The sequence below is a fragment of the Rhizobium sp. BK112 genome, from assembly GCF_014193215.1.
Taxonomy (GTDB): Bacteria; Pseudomonadota; Alphaproteobacteria; order Rhizobiales; family Rhizobiaceae; genus Rhizobium; species Rhizobium anhuiense.
In genome coordinates this window covers 564,615-579,494 of the sequence record NZ_JACHYZ010000002.1, presented here as the reverse complement: position 1 = coordinate 579,494, position 14,880 = coordinate 564,615, and the positions used below count along the sequence as shown (strand labels likewise).

The window sequence follows — 14,880 nt, the reverse complement described above, 5'->3', positions numbered from 1 at the left end:
CTGCCGCCGAATTCTCTAAAAAAGCGCGACGATGTTGGACGCCGTGGTCCCGGTCAGTGCCACGATGGCGGCATGAACCGGCAGGACCGTCCCGGCCGGCACGCTCCTGAAGATCACAGGATCCATGTCGCGCCGCGGCGCAATGGCAACGTCCCCCGCCGTGCCGATATAAAGCGCACGCGCACCGACGATGGCGGTATCGTTCGGCGTCACCGCGGCGGCCCGCGAGGCCGGAGCAATCGAGGCGTCCATTGCAATTCTCCTTGAAAGAGGCGAGCTTTTATCTTGAGGCGGCGTGAAGAGGTGCCACCCCGCGCGATATTGGGCGCAGGAGAGACGTCGCTCCGTCGCTTGTGGGCGAATTTGGGTTGGACAGCGACCAAGCGAATTTATTTTTGTATGTACACTTATTTGCATGACGTCGCGAATTAATGTACATACAAATGATGAAAATCACCTGGGACGAAGCAAAGAGGATCGCCAATCTTCAGAAGCATGGCTTCGATTTCGAAGACGTGTATTTCTTCGATTGGAAGAATGCCGTCATCACCACCAGCCACGCGGCCGCTTCAAGGCTATCGGCTATTATGAGGACGGAACCGCTGTCGTCGTCTATGCGCTGCTTGGCAGCGAGGCCGTTTCGATCATCAGCTTTCGCCCAGCCAGCAACACTGAAAGGAAGGTGCTTTCATGACCGCTAAATATCCCGTCAAGAAAGAATTTCAGCCCGGCAATGGCTACTCGAAAGAGGATTGGGATGCAGTCGATAGTCCCGAACTCACCGATGAGGAGCTTGCATCGGCCCGGCCGGCGGCAGAGATCCTTCCGGATGCGTTTTTCGACCATGTCGACGAGATACGCAGAGGCAGAGGCCGACCGGCGCTCGAACAGACGAAGCAGACCATCACCATCCGCCTCGATCCTGATGTGATCGCACATTACAAGTCAGGCGGAAGAGGATGGCAAAGCAGGATCAACGATGATCTGAGGAAGCTGTCCGGACTTCAGAAATGACCGGTCCGCAAGCCTTGGCAAGTAGCATGCGATCGGAGGGCGGGGCCGGCTTGATCGCCACCGCCTGTGGATTCAAATTTCGCAGCTTGGATTTACGGTAGTGATAAATGATCTGCCAGGGGGTGATCAAGGGCTAATTGTGAGTCTCGCGCCAGTTCGAAACCGAGCCTCGATCAAGTGGGCGCCAGAATGCCATTCGCTGCAGCGGCAAGTTTGGCAAAACGTCCCTCCACTCTCCGTCATCCCAGGCCTTGAGCCTGGGATCCATGCTCGCTTCTGGTGGAGACCAACGTAGATCCTCGGGTCAAGCCCGAGGACGACGGAGCAAGAGGTGGGCCGTGTGGCAAATCCGCAAGCCTTAGCCAATGGCGCATACGGCCGGAGAGCGGCGCCGACTTGGTCGACATCCCCCTGGATTCAAATCTCGCAGCCTGGATTTACGGTAGTCATAAACGACCTGCCAGAGGGTGATCAAGCGCTTCTGACCGCGACGCGCGGATAATCTACCCGACCCAATCGGCAGCCGAACGCCACCCGCTTTGCGCGCCTTCAGGTCCGGCGTATAATGAGCAAGCTGCTGATCCAACGTTGGAGAAGCTCAGTGAAAACCACGAGACTTTTTCTTTGCCTTGCCGCTTTTCTCAGCGTCACGCTCGCCGGAAACCCGGCTGATGCCGACGAACTGGTTCACTTCGAAAGCGCGCCCGTCAAGCTAAGCCCCTTTCGAATAAGCAAGGCGCGAGAACAGGGAGAAATTCTTTCCCAACCGCAGGGCACGCCGTTGCTGGGATATCTGTCCCGCCCCGGGGGTGATGGCCCCTTCCCGGCAGTCGTCCTCCTGCATGGATGCGAGGGCATGCGGTTGAGCGTCAAGGACCTTTGGCCGAAACGGCTGGTCGCATGGGGTTATGTCGTGCTGGTCGTCGATAGCTTCACCACCCGCAACATCGAGGACCCGTGTCAAAGCCATCTGCCCGATCGCGTCTTCGACGCCTATGGCGCTTTGAATTTTTTATCGAAACAAAGCTTTGTCGATATCAGGCGCGTTGCCCTGATGGGCTTTTCAACGGGCGGCACCGCGACGCTGGAGGGAACAAAAATCGAAGGCAACGAACAGCTGATGGACCGCAAATTCACCGCAGCGGTTGCCTACTATCCCCTCTGTGCGGCAACGCAGGGCGATGCGACGGTGCCGATCCTGATTTTAACCGGCGATCGAGACAATTGGAGCCCGGCCGACCGATGCCGGAAGAGGCTTGCCAAGCTGAGTGACGATAGCCCACCCATCGAGCTCAATATCTACAAGGGCACCTATCATGATTTTGACGCCCCGGAGTTCAAGGTGGGAAGGCGGGTGTTGGGTCACATCGAAAAATACAATCCGGACGCCGCAGGAAAATCCATCCGCAGCGTTCGCACATTCCTTCAAACGTACCTGACGAACTAGAGCCGGAAGTCTGTCTGCTGTAGCATCCATCCCAGGCCTCGCGCCTCAGATCCATGCCCGCTACCGCCGAGGCGCTACCGTAAAAACATGGCATTGAGACGCTGTTGCAAGACAGCAGATTCGCCGGACATTCGAACCCGGCTGAGCGCATATCGCATCGCAGGCGTGAACGGCAGCCGATGTTGTAGATGATCCAGCAATTCATCCGACATCATGTCTTCGAGCGGACCGGCGCCCAACTGGCCGAGCGCTTGCTCGTGGCCGGGCAATTCGGCTTGATCGACAATGGCGAGAACCCGCTTCAGCACGATCTCTTTCGGATCGTGCAGCAAGATCGTCGACCAATACCATTCGCCAGGATTCGCGAGATAGCCCTCTACATAGGCTTCAGCGGTAAGGGGTGGCTTTCCGTCAGCCATCATATCCGGCAGCCAGGTCTGATCTGATGCAAGTGCATTGCGTGTGAACGCGTCGACCGGTGGAGTGTCGGCGCTGCGTTTTCCCAAGCGCGGTTTGCTACGGTTTCTCATGGTCGCCTTTGGGCCTTCTGCTCCCACGGCATATCCTACGGCCGCTTGAGGACTGACGTCTCGACCCATGCATTCAACATGCCTTTCTGCGTGCCGCCATCTGCGACCACCACCGTCATCCAGGCGCTTGGGCTTTCTATCAAATAGGCTGTGCCGCTCTTTGGCCTATGCTCTTTCGTTATTGAACCCAATGAGGCAGCGGAGAGCCCAGCTTCGAAGGCCTCAAGTTCAGCATTCGAACAACGCCAGTTTTCCGGACCCGCCTTTGCCACGGCTGGGAATATATCGATCGTGCAGGAGGCAGAGAAGAGGTTTCGGTATTCCTGATAATGCAATGCGAACCGTAACCCACTCGGCATGGTGTAAAGCTCACTGCCGGTTCGAGGCTCAGAGATGGGGTTGACCGGCGAAGAAAGCGCTTCAACCGCCCAATCGCCGTGGTCGGCACCACTGTGTAGGGCAGCCAGGCTTCGACCATTCAACACGCAGAGCTTCAAGGTGTCGTCGAGAGGGCACACAGCGCCCGCCTCGCCGCTCAGGAGGACCGCAACCACCAAAGCTGCAAAGAAACGCACGCGACTACTCCCCCAATCAACGCCTTCAACCCTGTCGGCACCGTAGTTCAGATGCGAGAGAAAGCAAGGCAGGGGCCGGCGTCAGTCTCTGCTCACCATTGGGAAAGGCGGACTCTTCAGCACTGCGCCATAAGTGCTCATTGCAGCATTCGGTATATCGCCTATTCTGCGCCCCACGTGATCCCTCGGCATCTGAAGGCATAGGATGATGCGTATCTTTATTTTGCTGATCGGTTTTCCGGGCGTTGGAAAACTGACGATCGCAAGGGAGTTGCAAAGCCTGTCCTCGGCGAAAGTCATCGACAATCACTGGTTCAACAACCCGGTTCTGCGTCTCCTGGACGATGATGGAACGGGCCACCTTCCTGAAGGAATATGGGATTATACGGGACGAATTCGGCAAACCGTGTTGGATGCAATTGCCGAATACACCGGCCCTTCCGCCAACTTCATCTTCACGCATGCCGGCCGGGATGGTGATCAGCGCAGTCTTCGCACCTACCAGCAGTTCGACGATGCCGCTCAACGCTGCGGGGCTGTCCTGGTACCCGTGAGACTGCTCTGCGACGAAGATGAGCTGGCACGCCGTATCTCCATGCCCGCGCGCCGCAACGATCTGAAAGCGACCGATGCGCAAGCCTCCAGGGAGAGAAGCCGGCGGGACAAGGTTTTTGATCCGAAGCATCCCAACACCCTGGTCTTGGACGTCACATCCACGCCGCCGCCAGAGAGTGCAGCCGCAATTTGGCAGCACGCTCTAAAGTCACTTACCAACAGCATCGAGACCGCCCCGTCAAACGTTTAGTTGAATGTCCACGGAAGGCAATTCGAAGCAACCAGCTACGTGGGTGTCATGGGAGTCGATACTCAAGGCGCCGTCCGACACCTAACCCGCAGGAACTGAACATTGACACAACCCGCAGCCGATAAGGTCCGCTTCGAATTTGTTACGCAATGTCCAAGGGATGATGGCTGCGGCGTTTTCGTCTTGCAGATGTTGACGGGCAAACCCTACGACCAAATTGCCAGCATGATCGATTGGGGCGTTCAGACCAATCATTACACAACCTGGAAAGAACTGCGCGGCGTCCTGAGCGAGTTGGGCTGGCAGACTGGCGGATTACGCAAAGCGGAGAGCTGGGGCGATGTTTGCGGGGTAGCGGTAGTCCATGTCGAAGGAGACCACTTCATCCTCTATGACGCCGATAACGGCATCTTCTATGATCCTGGGCAACCAGATGGCCCCGATCTGCATAGCCGCCTCGTTCCTATGAACTACCTTGCGGTGCAATGCCCGTGGCTGGTGGAGGCCAGCTTGGATCCTCGGCTCAAGCCCGAGGAAGACGGAGGGTGAGGTCGAGACCTTCATCCCCAAACCTGCCTCCGGCGGGAGATCCTCGCCGGCTATCTCAGTCACATCCCATCGAATCAAAATACCGGATCGTGTCAGCGGTTGCGTGCCTAGCGCAGTTCACCAAGCACGACATAGGTTCTTGCGCGCAGTCCGATCTTCACAAAGCCTGCAGATTGACCGCTGGCGCAGTCGTGCGGCGCAAAACCCTTCGGCAACATCTCCTCGACCGATGAGGAAATCTCGTGCCTTGCCAAGACATCAAGCTTTTGGAACCGTTTGAACGGGGCGAGCTCGATTGTTTCCTTCCCAACGAGCACGAATGCAAAATGGCCCTCATCCGCAACGTAGTCGTTCGCGACGAGATACATGTTCACTCTGGCGGCGAACGCGTCTTTGGAAGACAGTCGGTCTTGGTAAGGCTGAAGCAGGCAAACCGCCTGAGCATCAAAGGACGATAGATCCGACAACTTCGCTGCTTGGCCAATTGGGATGTTCTTAAAAGTCGCATCACCCAAGGAGCCGGCATTGGCCGACGGCCCGTAAACAATCCATGCCAGCGACGCCAATAAACCAATAAATCTCACGAAGTTCATCCGCGCCCGTACCTCCTGCGTCGACACTCGATACAACCCTGTGTTGGCAACACAGTCAACAAGCCCCTTCGCACCCCCACCCTCCGTCATCCCAGGCCCGAGCCTGGGATCCATACCTGCGGCCGATGGCGGGGCAAGGATCATCGCGGTTTGGCGATATCCGCTTCGAATCCATAGGCTCTTTGAACGAGGGCGACGCGGATTTCATAGCGCCTATACCAGTCAGTCCGGCCCCGGCGTTGCGCCTCGACGTGATCGACAACCGCTTTCCAGGCCCGGATGCTTTCCTCGTCCCGCCAATAAGAGTTGATGATGCCGAAACCGTCGGCACGGCGGGCGCTTTCGAAACCCAAGAAGCCGGGTTGCTGCTTCGCCAGCTCCACCATCGCAGCGCCGACGTCGCCATAGCCGTCTTCGACCTCGGTTCGTTGCGATGAGAAGCAGACGACGTAATAGGGTGGCGCAGGCAAGCTAGCGATCGACATGCCAACCTCTCGTTGCTGATCCACACGGATCATTGCACCATGCGCCGTCAGGTCAATCCCTGCTGCACACCAGCTTCCAGAAGCTCTCGGCGATTTCGGTCATGCGCGCCCGCGGCCTCATCAGGACGATCTGCACGTCGACGGCCCACTCCTCAGACCCGGCGAAGGCGAGCCGGCCGCCGGGCCCTGTCTCGTCCTTTGCAAGGCTCAGCGGAATCCAGGCAACGCCCTTTGCCTCGATCGCCAGCGCCTTCAGGGCCATGGCGAGGTGTGAGGTGAACACCGTGTCGAGACGTAGCGACTGCATGCGCTGGGAAAGGTTTGCGGCCAGGATGCGCCCCATGCCGGACTTTTCTTCGAAGGCGAGAAGCGGAACGCCCGTCGCGCCGGTGAGGCTGTAAAGCGGCTCTCCGTCCTTCTTTCGGGCGCAGACCGGGACGAGCCGGTCGGCATCGAGCACGACATGGCGGTAGTTTTGCATGTCCAGCCGGATGCCGCTGTTTTCCTGGTAATGACACAGCAGGAACTGGGCCCGCCCTTCCAGCATGATCTTCTCGCATTCGTTCATATTGTCCGAGAGCAGCCGGATGGGCATGGCGGCGGCGCTGTGCCCCAACCCTTGAATCCAGGAGGGCAAAAAGATGAAGGAGAGCGCGTGGGTGGCCGCGAATGTGACGGTCGATGTCGCCGCCTTGATCTGCGCGAGATCGCGGGCGGCGCGTTCAAGCCTTGCGGTGATATCGCTCGCCGCCTCCAGCATCAGCTCTCCCGCCGGCGTCAGCTTCAGCCGGTGTGTCGAGCGATCGACCAATTCCCACCCGCACCATTCTTCCAGCGCCTTGATGCGACGTCCGAAGGCGGGCTGGGTGATGTTGCGCCGTTCCGCCGCTCTCGAGAAGTTCAGCGTTTCGGCAAGAGCCTGGAGGTCGGCGAGCCATGCGGTCTCCACGGAAGGTTTCCTTTGACGGTTGCAGTGCCATGTAAACACTGAAAAGACGGTATAGCGCCTGACAAATCAATGTTTCTTTGTGGTTCTCTGCCTGTTTGCGCAAAGTGATGATGCCGAAACGGCACTGATAGAACCCGCATCGGCATTGGACGCGCCGACCGCCGCGCATCAAAATGAAACCATCGTCATCAGCCGCCGTCGGCGAAGGGAATGGAGCCCGTCATGCGCATCATCGACATCTGCGAGGTCACGAAGCCGATCGCTTCGCCGATCCGCAACGCCTATATCGATTTCAGCAAGATGACCGCCAGCCTGGTTGCCGTCGTCACCGATGTCGTCAGGGATGGGCGCCGCGTCGTCGGATATGGCTTCAACTCCAACGGCCGCTACGGCCAGGGCGGCTTGATCCGCGAGCGCTTCAGGGACCGCATCCTCGAAGCGGCGCCGGAAAGCCTGATGAACGACGCCGGCAGCAATCTCGATCCGCACAGGGTCTGGGCGAGGATGATGACCAACGAGAAGCCCGGCGGCCACGGCGAGCGCTCGGTCGCCGTCGGCACCATCGACATGGCGGTCTGGGACGCGGTGGCCAAGATCGAGGGCAAGCCGCTGTTTCGTCTTCTCGCCGAGATGAAAGGCCGGGAGGCCAACCCGAAGGTCTTCGTCTATGCCGCCGGCGGATACTACTACCCCGGCAAGGACAACAGCGCTCTGCGGGCGGAGATGCGGAGCTATCTCGACCGCGGCTATACCGTCGTCAAGATGAAGATCGGCGGCGCGTCGATCGACGAGGACCGGGGCCGCATCGAAGCCGTGCTGGAGGAGATCGGTTCGCAGGCGCAGCTTGCGGTCGACGCCAACGGGCGCTTCGATCTGGAGACCGGCATCGCCTATGCGAAGGTGCTGCGCGACTATCCGCTGTTCTGGTACGAGGAGATCGGCGATCCGCTGGACTACGCTCTGCAGGCCGCCATCTCCGAATTTTACGACGCACCGATGGCGACCGGCGAGAACCTGTTCTCCCATCAGGATGCCCGCAACCTGCTGCGTTACGGCGGCATGCGGCCGGACCGCGATTACCTGCAGTTCGACTGCGCCCTTTCCTACGGCTTGGTCGAATATTTGCGCACACTCGACGTGCTGCGTCAGTTCGGCTGGTCGCCGTCGCGCTGCATCCCGCATGGCGGCCACCAGATGTCGCTCAACATTGCCGCCGGGCTCGGCCTCGGCGGCAACGAAAGCTATCCCGATCTGTTCCAGCCCTATGGCGGCTTCCCCGATGGCGTCGAGGTGATCGATGGCCATATCCTGATGCCCGAGCTACCGGGTATCGGCTTCGAAGGCAAGTCGGAGCTGATCAAGGTCATGCGCGAATTGGCTGAATGAAAATATGCCCGCCCTGCCACAGGATATGAAGCGAACCATCTTTGCGCCCAGCCGGCTTGATGGCAGACCAATCCGGGCGTAATCCAGAACACAGCCCCTCTCCTTCCGACACCAATCCGAGACGACCCCATGGCGCACTCCCTCAACACAGCCCCATCGCCCGCCGGCGGCCCCAATCAGCCGAAACTCGATACGGATGACATCTGGCAGGCTCGCGTCGATCTTGCCGCCTGTTTCCGGATGGCGGCGCGGCTCGGCATGGAGGAAGGGATCTGCAACCACTTCTCGGCCGTCGTTCCCGGTTACGACGACCTGTTCATCGTCAACCCTTACGGCTACGCGTTTGCCGAGCTGACGGCCTCGATGCTGCTGATCTGCGATTTTCACGGCAACGTCGTGTCGGGCAGCGGCCAGCCCGAGGCCACCGCCTTTTACATCCACGCCCGGATTCACAAGAACGTTCCCCGTGCCAGGGCGGCGTTCCACACCCATATGCCTTATGCCACCGCCCTTTCGATGACGGAGGGCGATCCGCTGATCTTTGCCGGGCAGACCGCCTTGAAATTCTACGGGCGCACGGCCGTCGACCGCAACTATAACGGCCTGGCGCTCGACGCGCGCGAGGGCGACCGGATCGCGGCTGCGATCGGCGATGCCGACATCGTCTTCATGAAGCATCACGGGGTGATGGTCTGCGCACCGAATATCGCCGAGGCCTGGGACGACCTCTATTATCTCGAGCGCGCCTGCGAGGTGCAGACGCTTGCGCTCTCGACCGGGCGCCAGGTCCTTGCCGTCGCGCCGGAGATCGCGCAAGCGGCGTATCGGCAGATGCGCGAAGGCGACCCGGAATCGGCCAGGCTGCATCTGGAGTCGGTCAAGCGCGCGCTCGATCGCAGCGAGCCCGAATACAAGCGCTGACACCGCCCGCGCAACCCCGCTGATCCCAATCGTTTTCGGCACTGACTTCACCGCCTTGTGCAAGCTTTCAAAAAGCGGTTAGCTTGAAATCGTTGGGAGTGCTCGTTCCTGCCCGGCAAGGCAGGAGAGCATTCGAGGGAAATCCCGTGGGCTGGTCCAAACCCTTAAGACTGCATCTCGGCGTCCTGGTCGTCGCATCGCTGCTGTGCACGTCGACGCCGATCATCTGGATGGCATTCAGCCACGGAAGCGACGCTGCGGTCAGCGCCGGCGCGAAGCAGATGCGCGAGATGAGCCTGCGGCTGATCGAGGGATATCGCAATACGCTGCAGGGAGGCATCGAGGCGGTCGCACTCGCATCGACCCTGCCGCAGCTTGCCTCCCCGCCGCCTCGGGATATCGACGCGAAACAGCAATTCTTTCTGGAGGTCCTGCGAAACGTCCCCAACGCGACGAGCATCTACACCGGCTATTCCGACGGCTCATACCTGCAGGCCATCAACACCGAAAGGCAGGACGTCCGCCGGACCCTCGCAACCCCGGATGGCACGGCTTTCGCGATCCGGACGATCGCCGGGAGACAGAGCGCCGACGTCATCTCGACGCTTCGCTTTCTCGACAGCCAGGCAAGAGAGATCGGCGAGCGCGACGTCGAAGTTGCATCCTTCGATCCTCGGCAACGCCCGTGGTATCAATCCGTCGTCCAGGACAGTTTGCCTGTCTCCGTCGGCCCCTATATCACCGGCACGCTCAATGTTCCGACGCTGACGATCGCCGCGCCGATGCGGAACGATGGTCAGGTGGTCGTCGGCATCAACATTCACCTGCAGACCATCAGCCGCCTGCTGGACACGCGCGAGATTTCGCCGCATGCCCGTGCTTACATCATCGATGGCAGCGGTGATCTCGTCGCGCATTCCGACCCCGATATCATGAACAGGATCATCGGATTGTGGTCGAGGACATCGGGGGGCTTTGCCGCGAGTGCAAACAGCTTCGACGCGAGCCTTAAAACCGTGGCGAGGTTGCGGCAGGATCCGGCCTTTGCCGCCGGCGGCCTGGCGCGGGTCGATTTCGATGGCGAAAGCCATCTCGTGCAGCTCGCCCCTGTCAGCGTCTCCGGCCTGTTCCAGGGAAGCGTGGCCGCAATCGTCGTGCCGCTGGAGGACCTGGTGGCCGAGGCCAATCGGCTGCTCCTGCACAATCTCCTCATCGCCAGCGCCTTCGTGATAGCAGGTGTCGCCGCATCGGTGCTGCTGTCGCGCATGGTCAGCCGCTCCCTCTATCGTCTCGCCGACGAGGCGCGCAGGATCGGCGATCTCGACATCGGCGAAAAGCCCATGTCGCATTCCTGGATATCGGAGATCAACACGCTGGCGAGCGCGCTGGCGGCCAGCCGTCATGCCATCAGTCAGTTTGCCCTCTACGTTCCGCGTGAAGTCGTCCGGCGGATCATCGATCCCGAGGCAAGAACGCTCGTCAAGGCGAAGCGGCAGGATGTGACGGTGCTGTTCACCGACATCAGAGACTTCACCACCATCTCCGAGCTCAACTCACCCGAGGATGTGGTCGATACGCTGTCGGCCTATTTCGAACTCCTGAACACCATCGCCGAGCGCCATGGCGGCACCGTCGTGCAATATCTCGGCGATTCCATTTTCGTCATGTGGAACGCCCCTGTTCCAGATGCCGGACATGCCGAAAACGGCTGCCGATGCGCGCTTGCCATGAAAGCGGCGGTGGACGGCCTGAACGAAGCCAATCGCTTGAACGGCCGCCCCGAACTCTTCACCCGCTTTGGCTTGCACACCGGCCCGGCGGTCGTCGGCAGCTTCGGCGCAATCTCGCGTCAGCAGTACACGGCCATGGGCGATACGATCAATGTCGCCTCACGCCTGGAAGGATTGAACAAGGACTTCAACACCTCGATCCTGGTCAGTGCAGCCATACACGACACTGTGGCCGACCGCTTCGAGCTTCGCCCGCTCGGCCTGGTGCAGATCAAGGGACGGGCCGAGAAGGTCGATATATGGGAGCTTGTCGGGGGTATCGGCGAATGAAGCATGGCGCGAGCCTTCAGGGCTGAAGGCGATACCGACGATGCCTGCCGCTTCCGGACTTTGGTCGACGTCGGATGGACGCTGTTCGATGCCGCTCTATCGGAGTATTTTACCCTGAGCCTGGCGGTTGGAGGGTGCAGTGTTTGTGAAACGCAGTCACAAGTTTCTGCTCTTTTTCGCGGTCGCATCCTGTCAGATGACTTTCGCGCCACGCTTGGGTGCGGCGGACGACACCGTTACAATCGACAGCGGAACTCTGAAGGGTGAGAGGTCGGGCTCAGTCGTCAGCTTCAAAGGCATTCCTTATGCGGCGCCACCGGTCGGTGATCTGAGATGGCGCAATCCCCGACCGATGAAGCCCTGGAGCGGGACGAGGGATGCCCGCGATTTCGGTCCGTCCTGCATGCAGACCGACGACCTGCCGAAGTCGGAGGATTGTTTGACGCTCAATGTCTGGACACCCGCCAAGCGCTCCAAAACACCCCTCCCGGTGATGGTCTGGATTTACGGCGGCGCTCTTGTTCATGGAAACACCCCTCAATATCCCGGTGGTCAGCTGGCCGCCCGCAGAGTCGTGTTCGTCAGCATGAACTACCGCATGGGGCGGCTCGGCTATTTTGCCCATCCGGCGCTGATAAAGGAATCCCCCGACGAGCCCGTCGGCAACTATGGCTACATGGATCAGCTTGCAGCCTTGAAATGGGTCCAGCAAAATATCGAAGCCTTCGGCGGCGATCCGAAGAAAGTGACGATCTTCGGCGAGTCGGCCGGTGGCGGCTCGGTGATGGCTCACATGATATCGCCGTTATCACGGGGGCTTTTCCGCGGCGCCATTCTCCAGTCACCGGGTCTCCCGACCGCGCGTGCGCAGAGCACTCCCTTGTCACCGTTGAAAGAAGCAGAGAAAACCGCGTTGGACTATGCGGCTTCTCTTGGCATCAATGGTCGCGATGCCGACGCTCTCAAGGCCCTTCGGGCGCTGCCTGCGGAAAAACTGACCGAAGGCGCATCGGCACCAGAGGTGATGGCGGGAATGTCGACAGGCAAGCCGGTCATCGGCATCTCCGGCTCGATTCTTGACGGACGGTTTTTGCTCGAAACGCCGGAAGCGGCTTTTGCGGCAGGCCGTCAAGCGCCGGTTCCGGTCATCGTCGGGGCAAATAGTCGTGATCTCGGTATCGGTGAGGCCGCGACGAAAGACGATCTCTTCGCCCTGTTCGGCAACCATGCGGCCGAAGCCCGGACGCTCTATGATCCCACAGGCCAAGAGGCCCTCGATGAGTTGACGCAACAGGTTCTGGCCGACAAAACGCTTGTCGAACCGTCTCGCCATCTCGCTGACGAGATGATCCGCGCGGGTCAACTGACGTGGTGGTATCGTTTCTCCTATGTCGCCGAGGCTCTCCGCAACGATCCGACATGGAAAGGCACTCTGCACGGCTTCGAAATTCCCTATACGCTCAACATCCCAAACGCCCTGGTGAAAGACAAGGTTACACCGGCCGACTGGGCCATGGCCACATTGGCGAGTGCCTACTGGGTTCAATTTGCAACGAGCGGTGACCCCAATGGCGGCTCATGGCCAAGATGGCCTCACCACGACCCATCCGTCGGCAGGGTCTTCGACTTCACCAATCGCGGCGCGACGTTCGGAGCCGATACGCTGAAACCCAGGCTCGACCTCTGGCAAAGATACTGGGAGGAAAAGAAATGACGGGGTTGGTGCCTGTCGCCTGGTGTGTTGCCTTCCCCATGCGGCCGCTTCCCGAACATGTGGCGACTGACGGAAGATGAGCAGACAGTCAGCGCTGCACCTGCGACCATAGCCAATCCTGAAGCTTATCCACCGCTTCCGACTTCCGGTAGCGCGGCTTCACCAGATAGAAGCCCGCCCGCGCTCTGAGCACGCCATCGAAGACCTGCCGCAGCCTGCCTGCCTCGATATCGGTCGAGACGAAGGCCCGGGTCGCCATGGCGATGCCCTGTCCGGCGATCGCGGCTTCGATCGCGTGCGATGTCTGCGAGAAGCTGATGCCGCGAAACAGCGTGGGATCGCCGCCGCCGAGGAAGCGGTCGATATATTCCGGCCAGAAATTGTGCACGTCGTGCAGCAGGGTGTGGCGCGTGAGTTCACCGGCATTGTGCGGCTCGCGGCCTGCCGGGACGAGGCCCGGATTGCAGACCGCAATGATGTCCTGCTCGAACAGCAGCTCGGCGGCAAGGCCGGGACCGAAGGGCGGCGTGCCGTAGCGGACAGCGAGATCGACGCCATCCGTCTGGAAGCTGGAGATTCGATCGGTGGCGAGGATGTGCAGGTCGTGGCCGGGATGTTTGGCGGTAAAGTCCGGCAGGCGCGGTATCAGCCATTTCGAGGCGAAGGTCGGCGTCGTGCTGACGGTCAGTTTCACCGGCTGCGGCTTCAGGTTGGCGGTGGCATTGGCAAGCAGTTCGAAGGCGCGCCTGACGTCGGCGACATAGCTGCGCCCCTCGCCCGTCAGCGCCAAGGATTTCGGCAGGCGCTCGAACAAGGTCACCCCGAGTTCCGCCTCCAGCCCGCGCACATGCTGGGCGACCGCGCCCTGCGTCACGCCGAGTTCTTCGGCGGCGAGCCGGAAGTTCAGATGCCGCGCCGCCACATCGAAGGCCCTGAGAGCGTTGAGGGATGGGAGATTGCCGATGGACATTCGATAGTTTTTCTACAGGGATATTTCAGGAAAACTGGTTCGCTCTCATTGAAGGCGCATGGTATTCGAAGGATCAAGGCCCGGCAATGGGCGTAAAATCGAGCAGGGATGGCGACGATGGCAGTAGAAAAGGTAGCGATCATCACGGCTGGCGGCAGCGGCATGGGTGCGGAGGCGGCAAGGCGGCTGGCGGCCGACGGTTTCAAGGTCGCCATCCTCTCCTCGTCCGGCAAGGGCGAGGCGCTGGCCAACGAACTTGGCGGCATCGGCGTGACCGGCTCGAACCAGTCCAACGACGACCTGAAGCGGTTGGTCGACGCCTGCATGGAAAAGTGGGGCCGGATCGACGCCCTCGTCAACAGCGCCGGTCACGGGCCCCGTGCACCGATCACCGAGATCACCGACGAACAGTGGCATACCGGCCTCGACATCTATCTGATGAATGTCATCCGTTCGGTTCGCCTGGTCACGCCGATCATGCAGGCGCAGAAGTCGGGCGCGATCGTCAATATCTCCACCGCCTGGGTGGCCGAACCGTCGGCAATGTTCCCGACCTCGGCCGTCTTCCGCGCCGGGCTTGCCGCCTACACCAAGATTTACGCCGATACCTTTGCGGGCGACGGCATTCGTATCAACAACGTGTTGCCGGGCTGGATCGACAGCTTGCCGGCGACGGAGGAGCGCCGCGACAGCGTGCCGATGAAGCGCTACGGCACCAGCGCCGAAGTGGCCGCGACGATTTCCTTCCTCGTTTCCGAAGGGGCGGGTTATATCACCGGCCAGAGCCTCAAGATTGACGGCGGCCTGACCCGGTCTGTCTGATCGGGATCGCTTTCAACGCTGGGGGAGAACAGCGATGTGCTGCTGGATCGTCAAAGACGG

Annotated in this window: 16 protein-coding genes and 1 pseudogene; 10 read left to right on the top strand and 7 right to left on the bottom strand. The window is 60.3% G+C overall.

Annotated features, from left to right (window positions below):
- Window positions 1-15 precede the first annotated feature (15 nt).
- Complete coding sequence (locus FHT75_RS08240) at window positions 16-252, bottom strand: hypothetical protein (RefSeq protein ID WP_183844679.1); 237 nt, start codon at window positions 250-252, stop codon at window positions 16-18.
- A gap of 194 nt (window positions 253-446) precedes the next feature.
- Here FHT75_RS08240 and FHT75_RS08235 point away from each other — a divergent pair.
- From FHT75_RS08235 to FHT75_RS08225, 3 genes and pseudogenes are all read left to right on the top strand, one after another.
- Window positions 447-694, top strand: a pseudogene (locus tag FHT75_RS08235) (BrnT family toxin).
- Window positions 691-1,014 carry a BrnA antitoxin family protein gene (locus FHT75_RS08230; protein ID WP_183844680.1) on the top strand — a complete coding sequence of 108 codons (324 nt, stop codon included), beginning with the start codon at window positions 691-693 and terminating at the stop codon, window positions 1,012-1,014. The pseudogene FHT75_RS08235 and the gene FHT75_RS08230 overlap by 4 nt, the downstream one beginning before the upstream one ends.
- Before the next feature lie 565 nt (window positions 1,015-1,579).
- Window positions 1,580-2,461, top strand: a complete 882-nt coding sequence (locus tag FHT75_RS08225) for a dienelactone hydrolase family protein (RefSeq protein WP_183844681.1) — start codon at window positions 1,580-1,582, stop codon at window positions 2,459-2,461.
- 74 nt (window positions 2,462-2,535) lie between these two features.
- Here the strand turns inward: FHT75_RS08225 and FHT75_RS08220 are convergent, their stop codons facing one another.
- Both FHT75_RS08220 and FHT75_RS35775 read right to left on the bottom strand, forming a co-directional pair.
- Window positions 2,536-2,991 (bottom strand): hypothetical protein, encoded by a 456-nt coding sequence (locus FHT75_RS08220; RefSeq protein ID WP_183844682.1) that lies wholly within the window; start codon window positions 2,989-2,991, stop codon window positions 2,536-2,538.
- A 35-nt stretch (window positions 2,992-3,026) separates the two neighbouring features.
- Complete coding sequence (locus tag FHT75_RS35775) at window positions 3,027-3,566, bottom strand: hypothetical protein (protein WP_312865373.1); 540 nt, start codon at window positions 3,564-3,566, stop codon at window positions 3,027-3,029.
- Window positions 3,567-3,774: 208 nt separating this feature from the next.
- Here FHT75_RS35775 and FHT75_RS08210 point away from each other — a divergent pair, with 208 nt between their 5' ends.
- Both FHT75_RS08210 and FHT75_RS08205 read left to right on the top strand, forming a co-directional pair.
- Entirely contained in the window at window positions 3,775-4,371 is a 597-nt protein-coding gene (locus FHT75_RS08210) for an AAA family ATPase (protein ID WP_063476702.1), read from the top strand.
- A gap of 102 nt (window positions 4,372-4,473) precedes the next feature.
- Window positions 4,474-4,920, top strand: coding sequence for a hypothetical protein (locus tag FHT75_RS08205; RefSeq protein WP_244604795.1), 447 nt, complete (start codon window positions 4,474-4,476; stop codon window positions 4,918-4,920).
- Window positions 4,921-5,027: 107 nt separating this feature from the next.
- Here FHT75_RS08205 and FHT75_RS08200 read toward each other — a convergent pair whose 3' ends face one another.
- From FHT75_RS08200 to FHT75_RS08190, 3 genes are all read right to left on the bottom strand, one after another.
- Window positions 5,028-5,513: a hypothetical protein gene (locus tag FHT75_RS08200; RefSeq protein WP_183844683.1), complete on the bottom strand. Its 486-nt coding sequence runs from the start codon at window positions 5,511-5,513 to the stop codon at window positions 5,028-5,030.
- Between the two features lie 140 nt (window positions 5,514-5,653).
- A complete protein-coding gene (locus FHT75_RS08195) occupies window positions 5,654-5,998 on the bottom strand; it encodes an antibiotic biosynthesis monooxygenase family protein (RefSeq protein WP_047615534.1) in 345 nt (114 codons plus the stop codon).
- 52 nt (window positions 5,999-6,050) lie between these two features.
- Window positions 6,051-6,947 (bottom strand): LysR family transcriptional regulator, encoded by an 897-nt coding sequence (locus tag FHT75_RS08190; protein WP_127430441.1) that lies wholly within the window; start codon window positions 6,945-6,947, stop codon window positions 6,051-6,053.
- A gap of 222 nt (window positions 6,948-7,169) precedes the next feature.
- Here FHT75_RS08190 and FHT75_RS08185 point away from each other — a divergent pair, with 222 nt between their 5' ends.
- From FHT75_RS08185 to FHT75_RS08170, 4 genes are all read left to right on the top strand, one after another.
- The gene (locus tag FHT75_RS08185; RefSeq protein WP_127430442.1) at window positions 7,170-8,333 is read left to right on the top strand and encodes a mandelate racemase/muconate lactonizing enzyme family protein; all 1,164 of its coding nucleotides are present in this window, start codon (window positions 7,170-7,172) and stop codon (window positions 8,331-8,333) included.
- Between the two features lie 129 nt (window positions 8,334-8,462).
- On the top strand, window positions 8,463-9,254 hold the full coding sequence (locus FHT75_RS08180) for an aldolase (RefSeq protein WP_047615530.1): 792 nt from the start codon (window positions 8,463-8,465) through the stop codon (window positions 9,252-9,254).
- Window positions 9,255-9,400: 146 nt separating this feature from the next.
- Complete coding sequence (locus FHT75_RS08175; RefSeq protein WP_183844684.1) at window positions 9,401-11,314, top strand: adenylate/guanylate cyclase domain-containing protein; 1,914 nt, start codon at window positions 9,401-9,403, stop codon at window positions 11,312-11,314.
- Between the two features lie 139 nt (window positions 11,315-11,453).
- Complete coding sequence (locus tag FHT75_RS08170) at window positions 11,454-13,028, top strand: carboxylesterase/lipase family protein (protein ID WP_127430444.1); 1,575 nt, start codon at window positions 11,454-11,456, stop codon at window positions 13,026-13,028.
- A gap of 88 nt (window positions 13,029-13,116) precedes the next feature.
- On the opposite strand, the gene FHT75_RS08165 is transcribed toward FHT75_RS08170, so the two are convergent.
- Window positions 13,117-13,998: a LysR substrate-binding domain-containing protein gene (locus FHT75_RS08165; RefSeq protein WP_127430445.1), complete on the bottom strand. Its 882-nt coding sequence runs from the start codon at window positions 13,996-13,998 to the stop codon at window positions 13,117-13,119.
- Between the two features lie 117 nt (window positions 13,999-14,115).
- On the opposite strand from FHT75_RS08165, the gene FHT75_RS08160 reads away from it, so the two are divergent.
- Window positions 14,116-14,820 (top strand): SDR family oxidoreductase, encoded by a 705-nt coding sequence (locus FHT75_RS08160; protein WP_063476699.1) that lies wholly within the window; start codon window positions 14,116-14,118, stop codon window positions 14,818-14,820.
- Window positions 14,821-14,880: the final 60 nt, after the last annotated feature.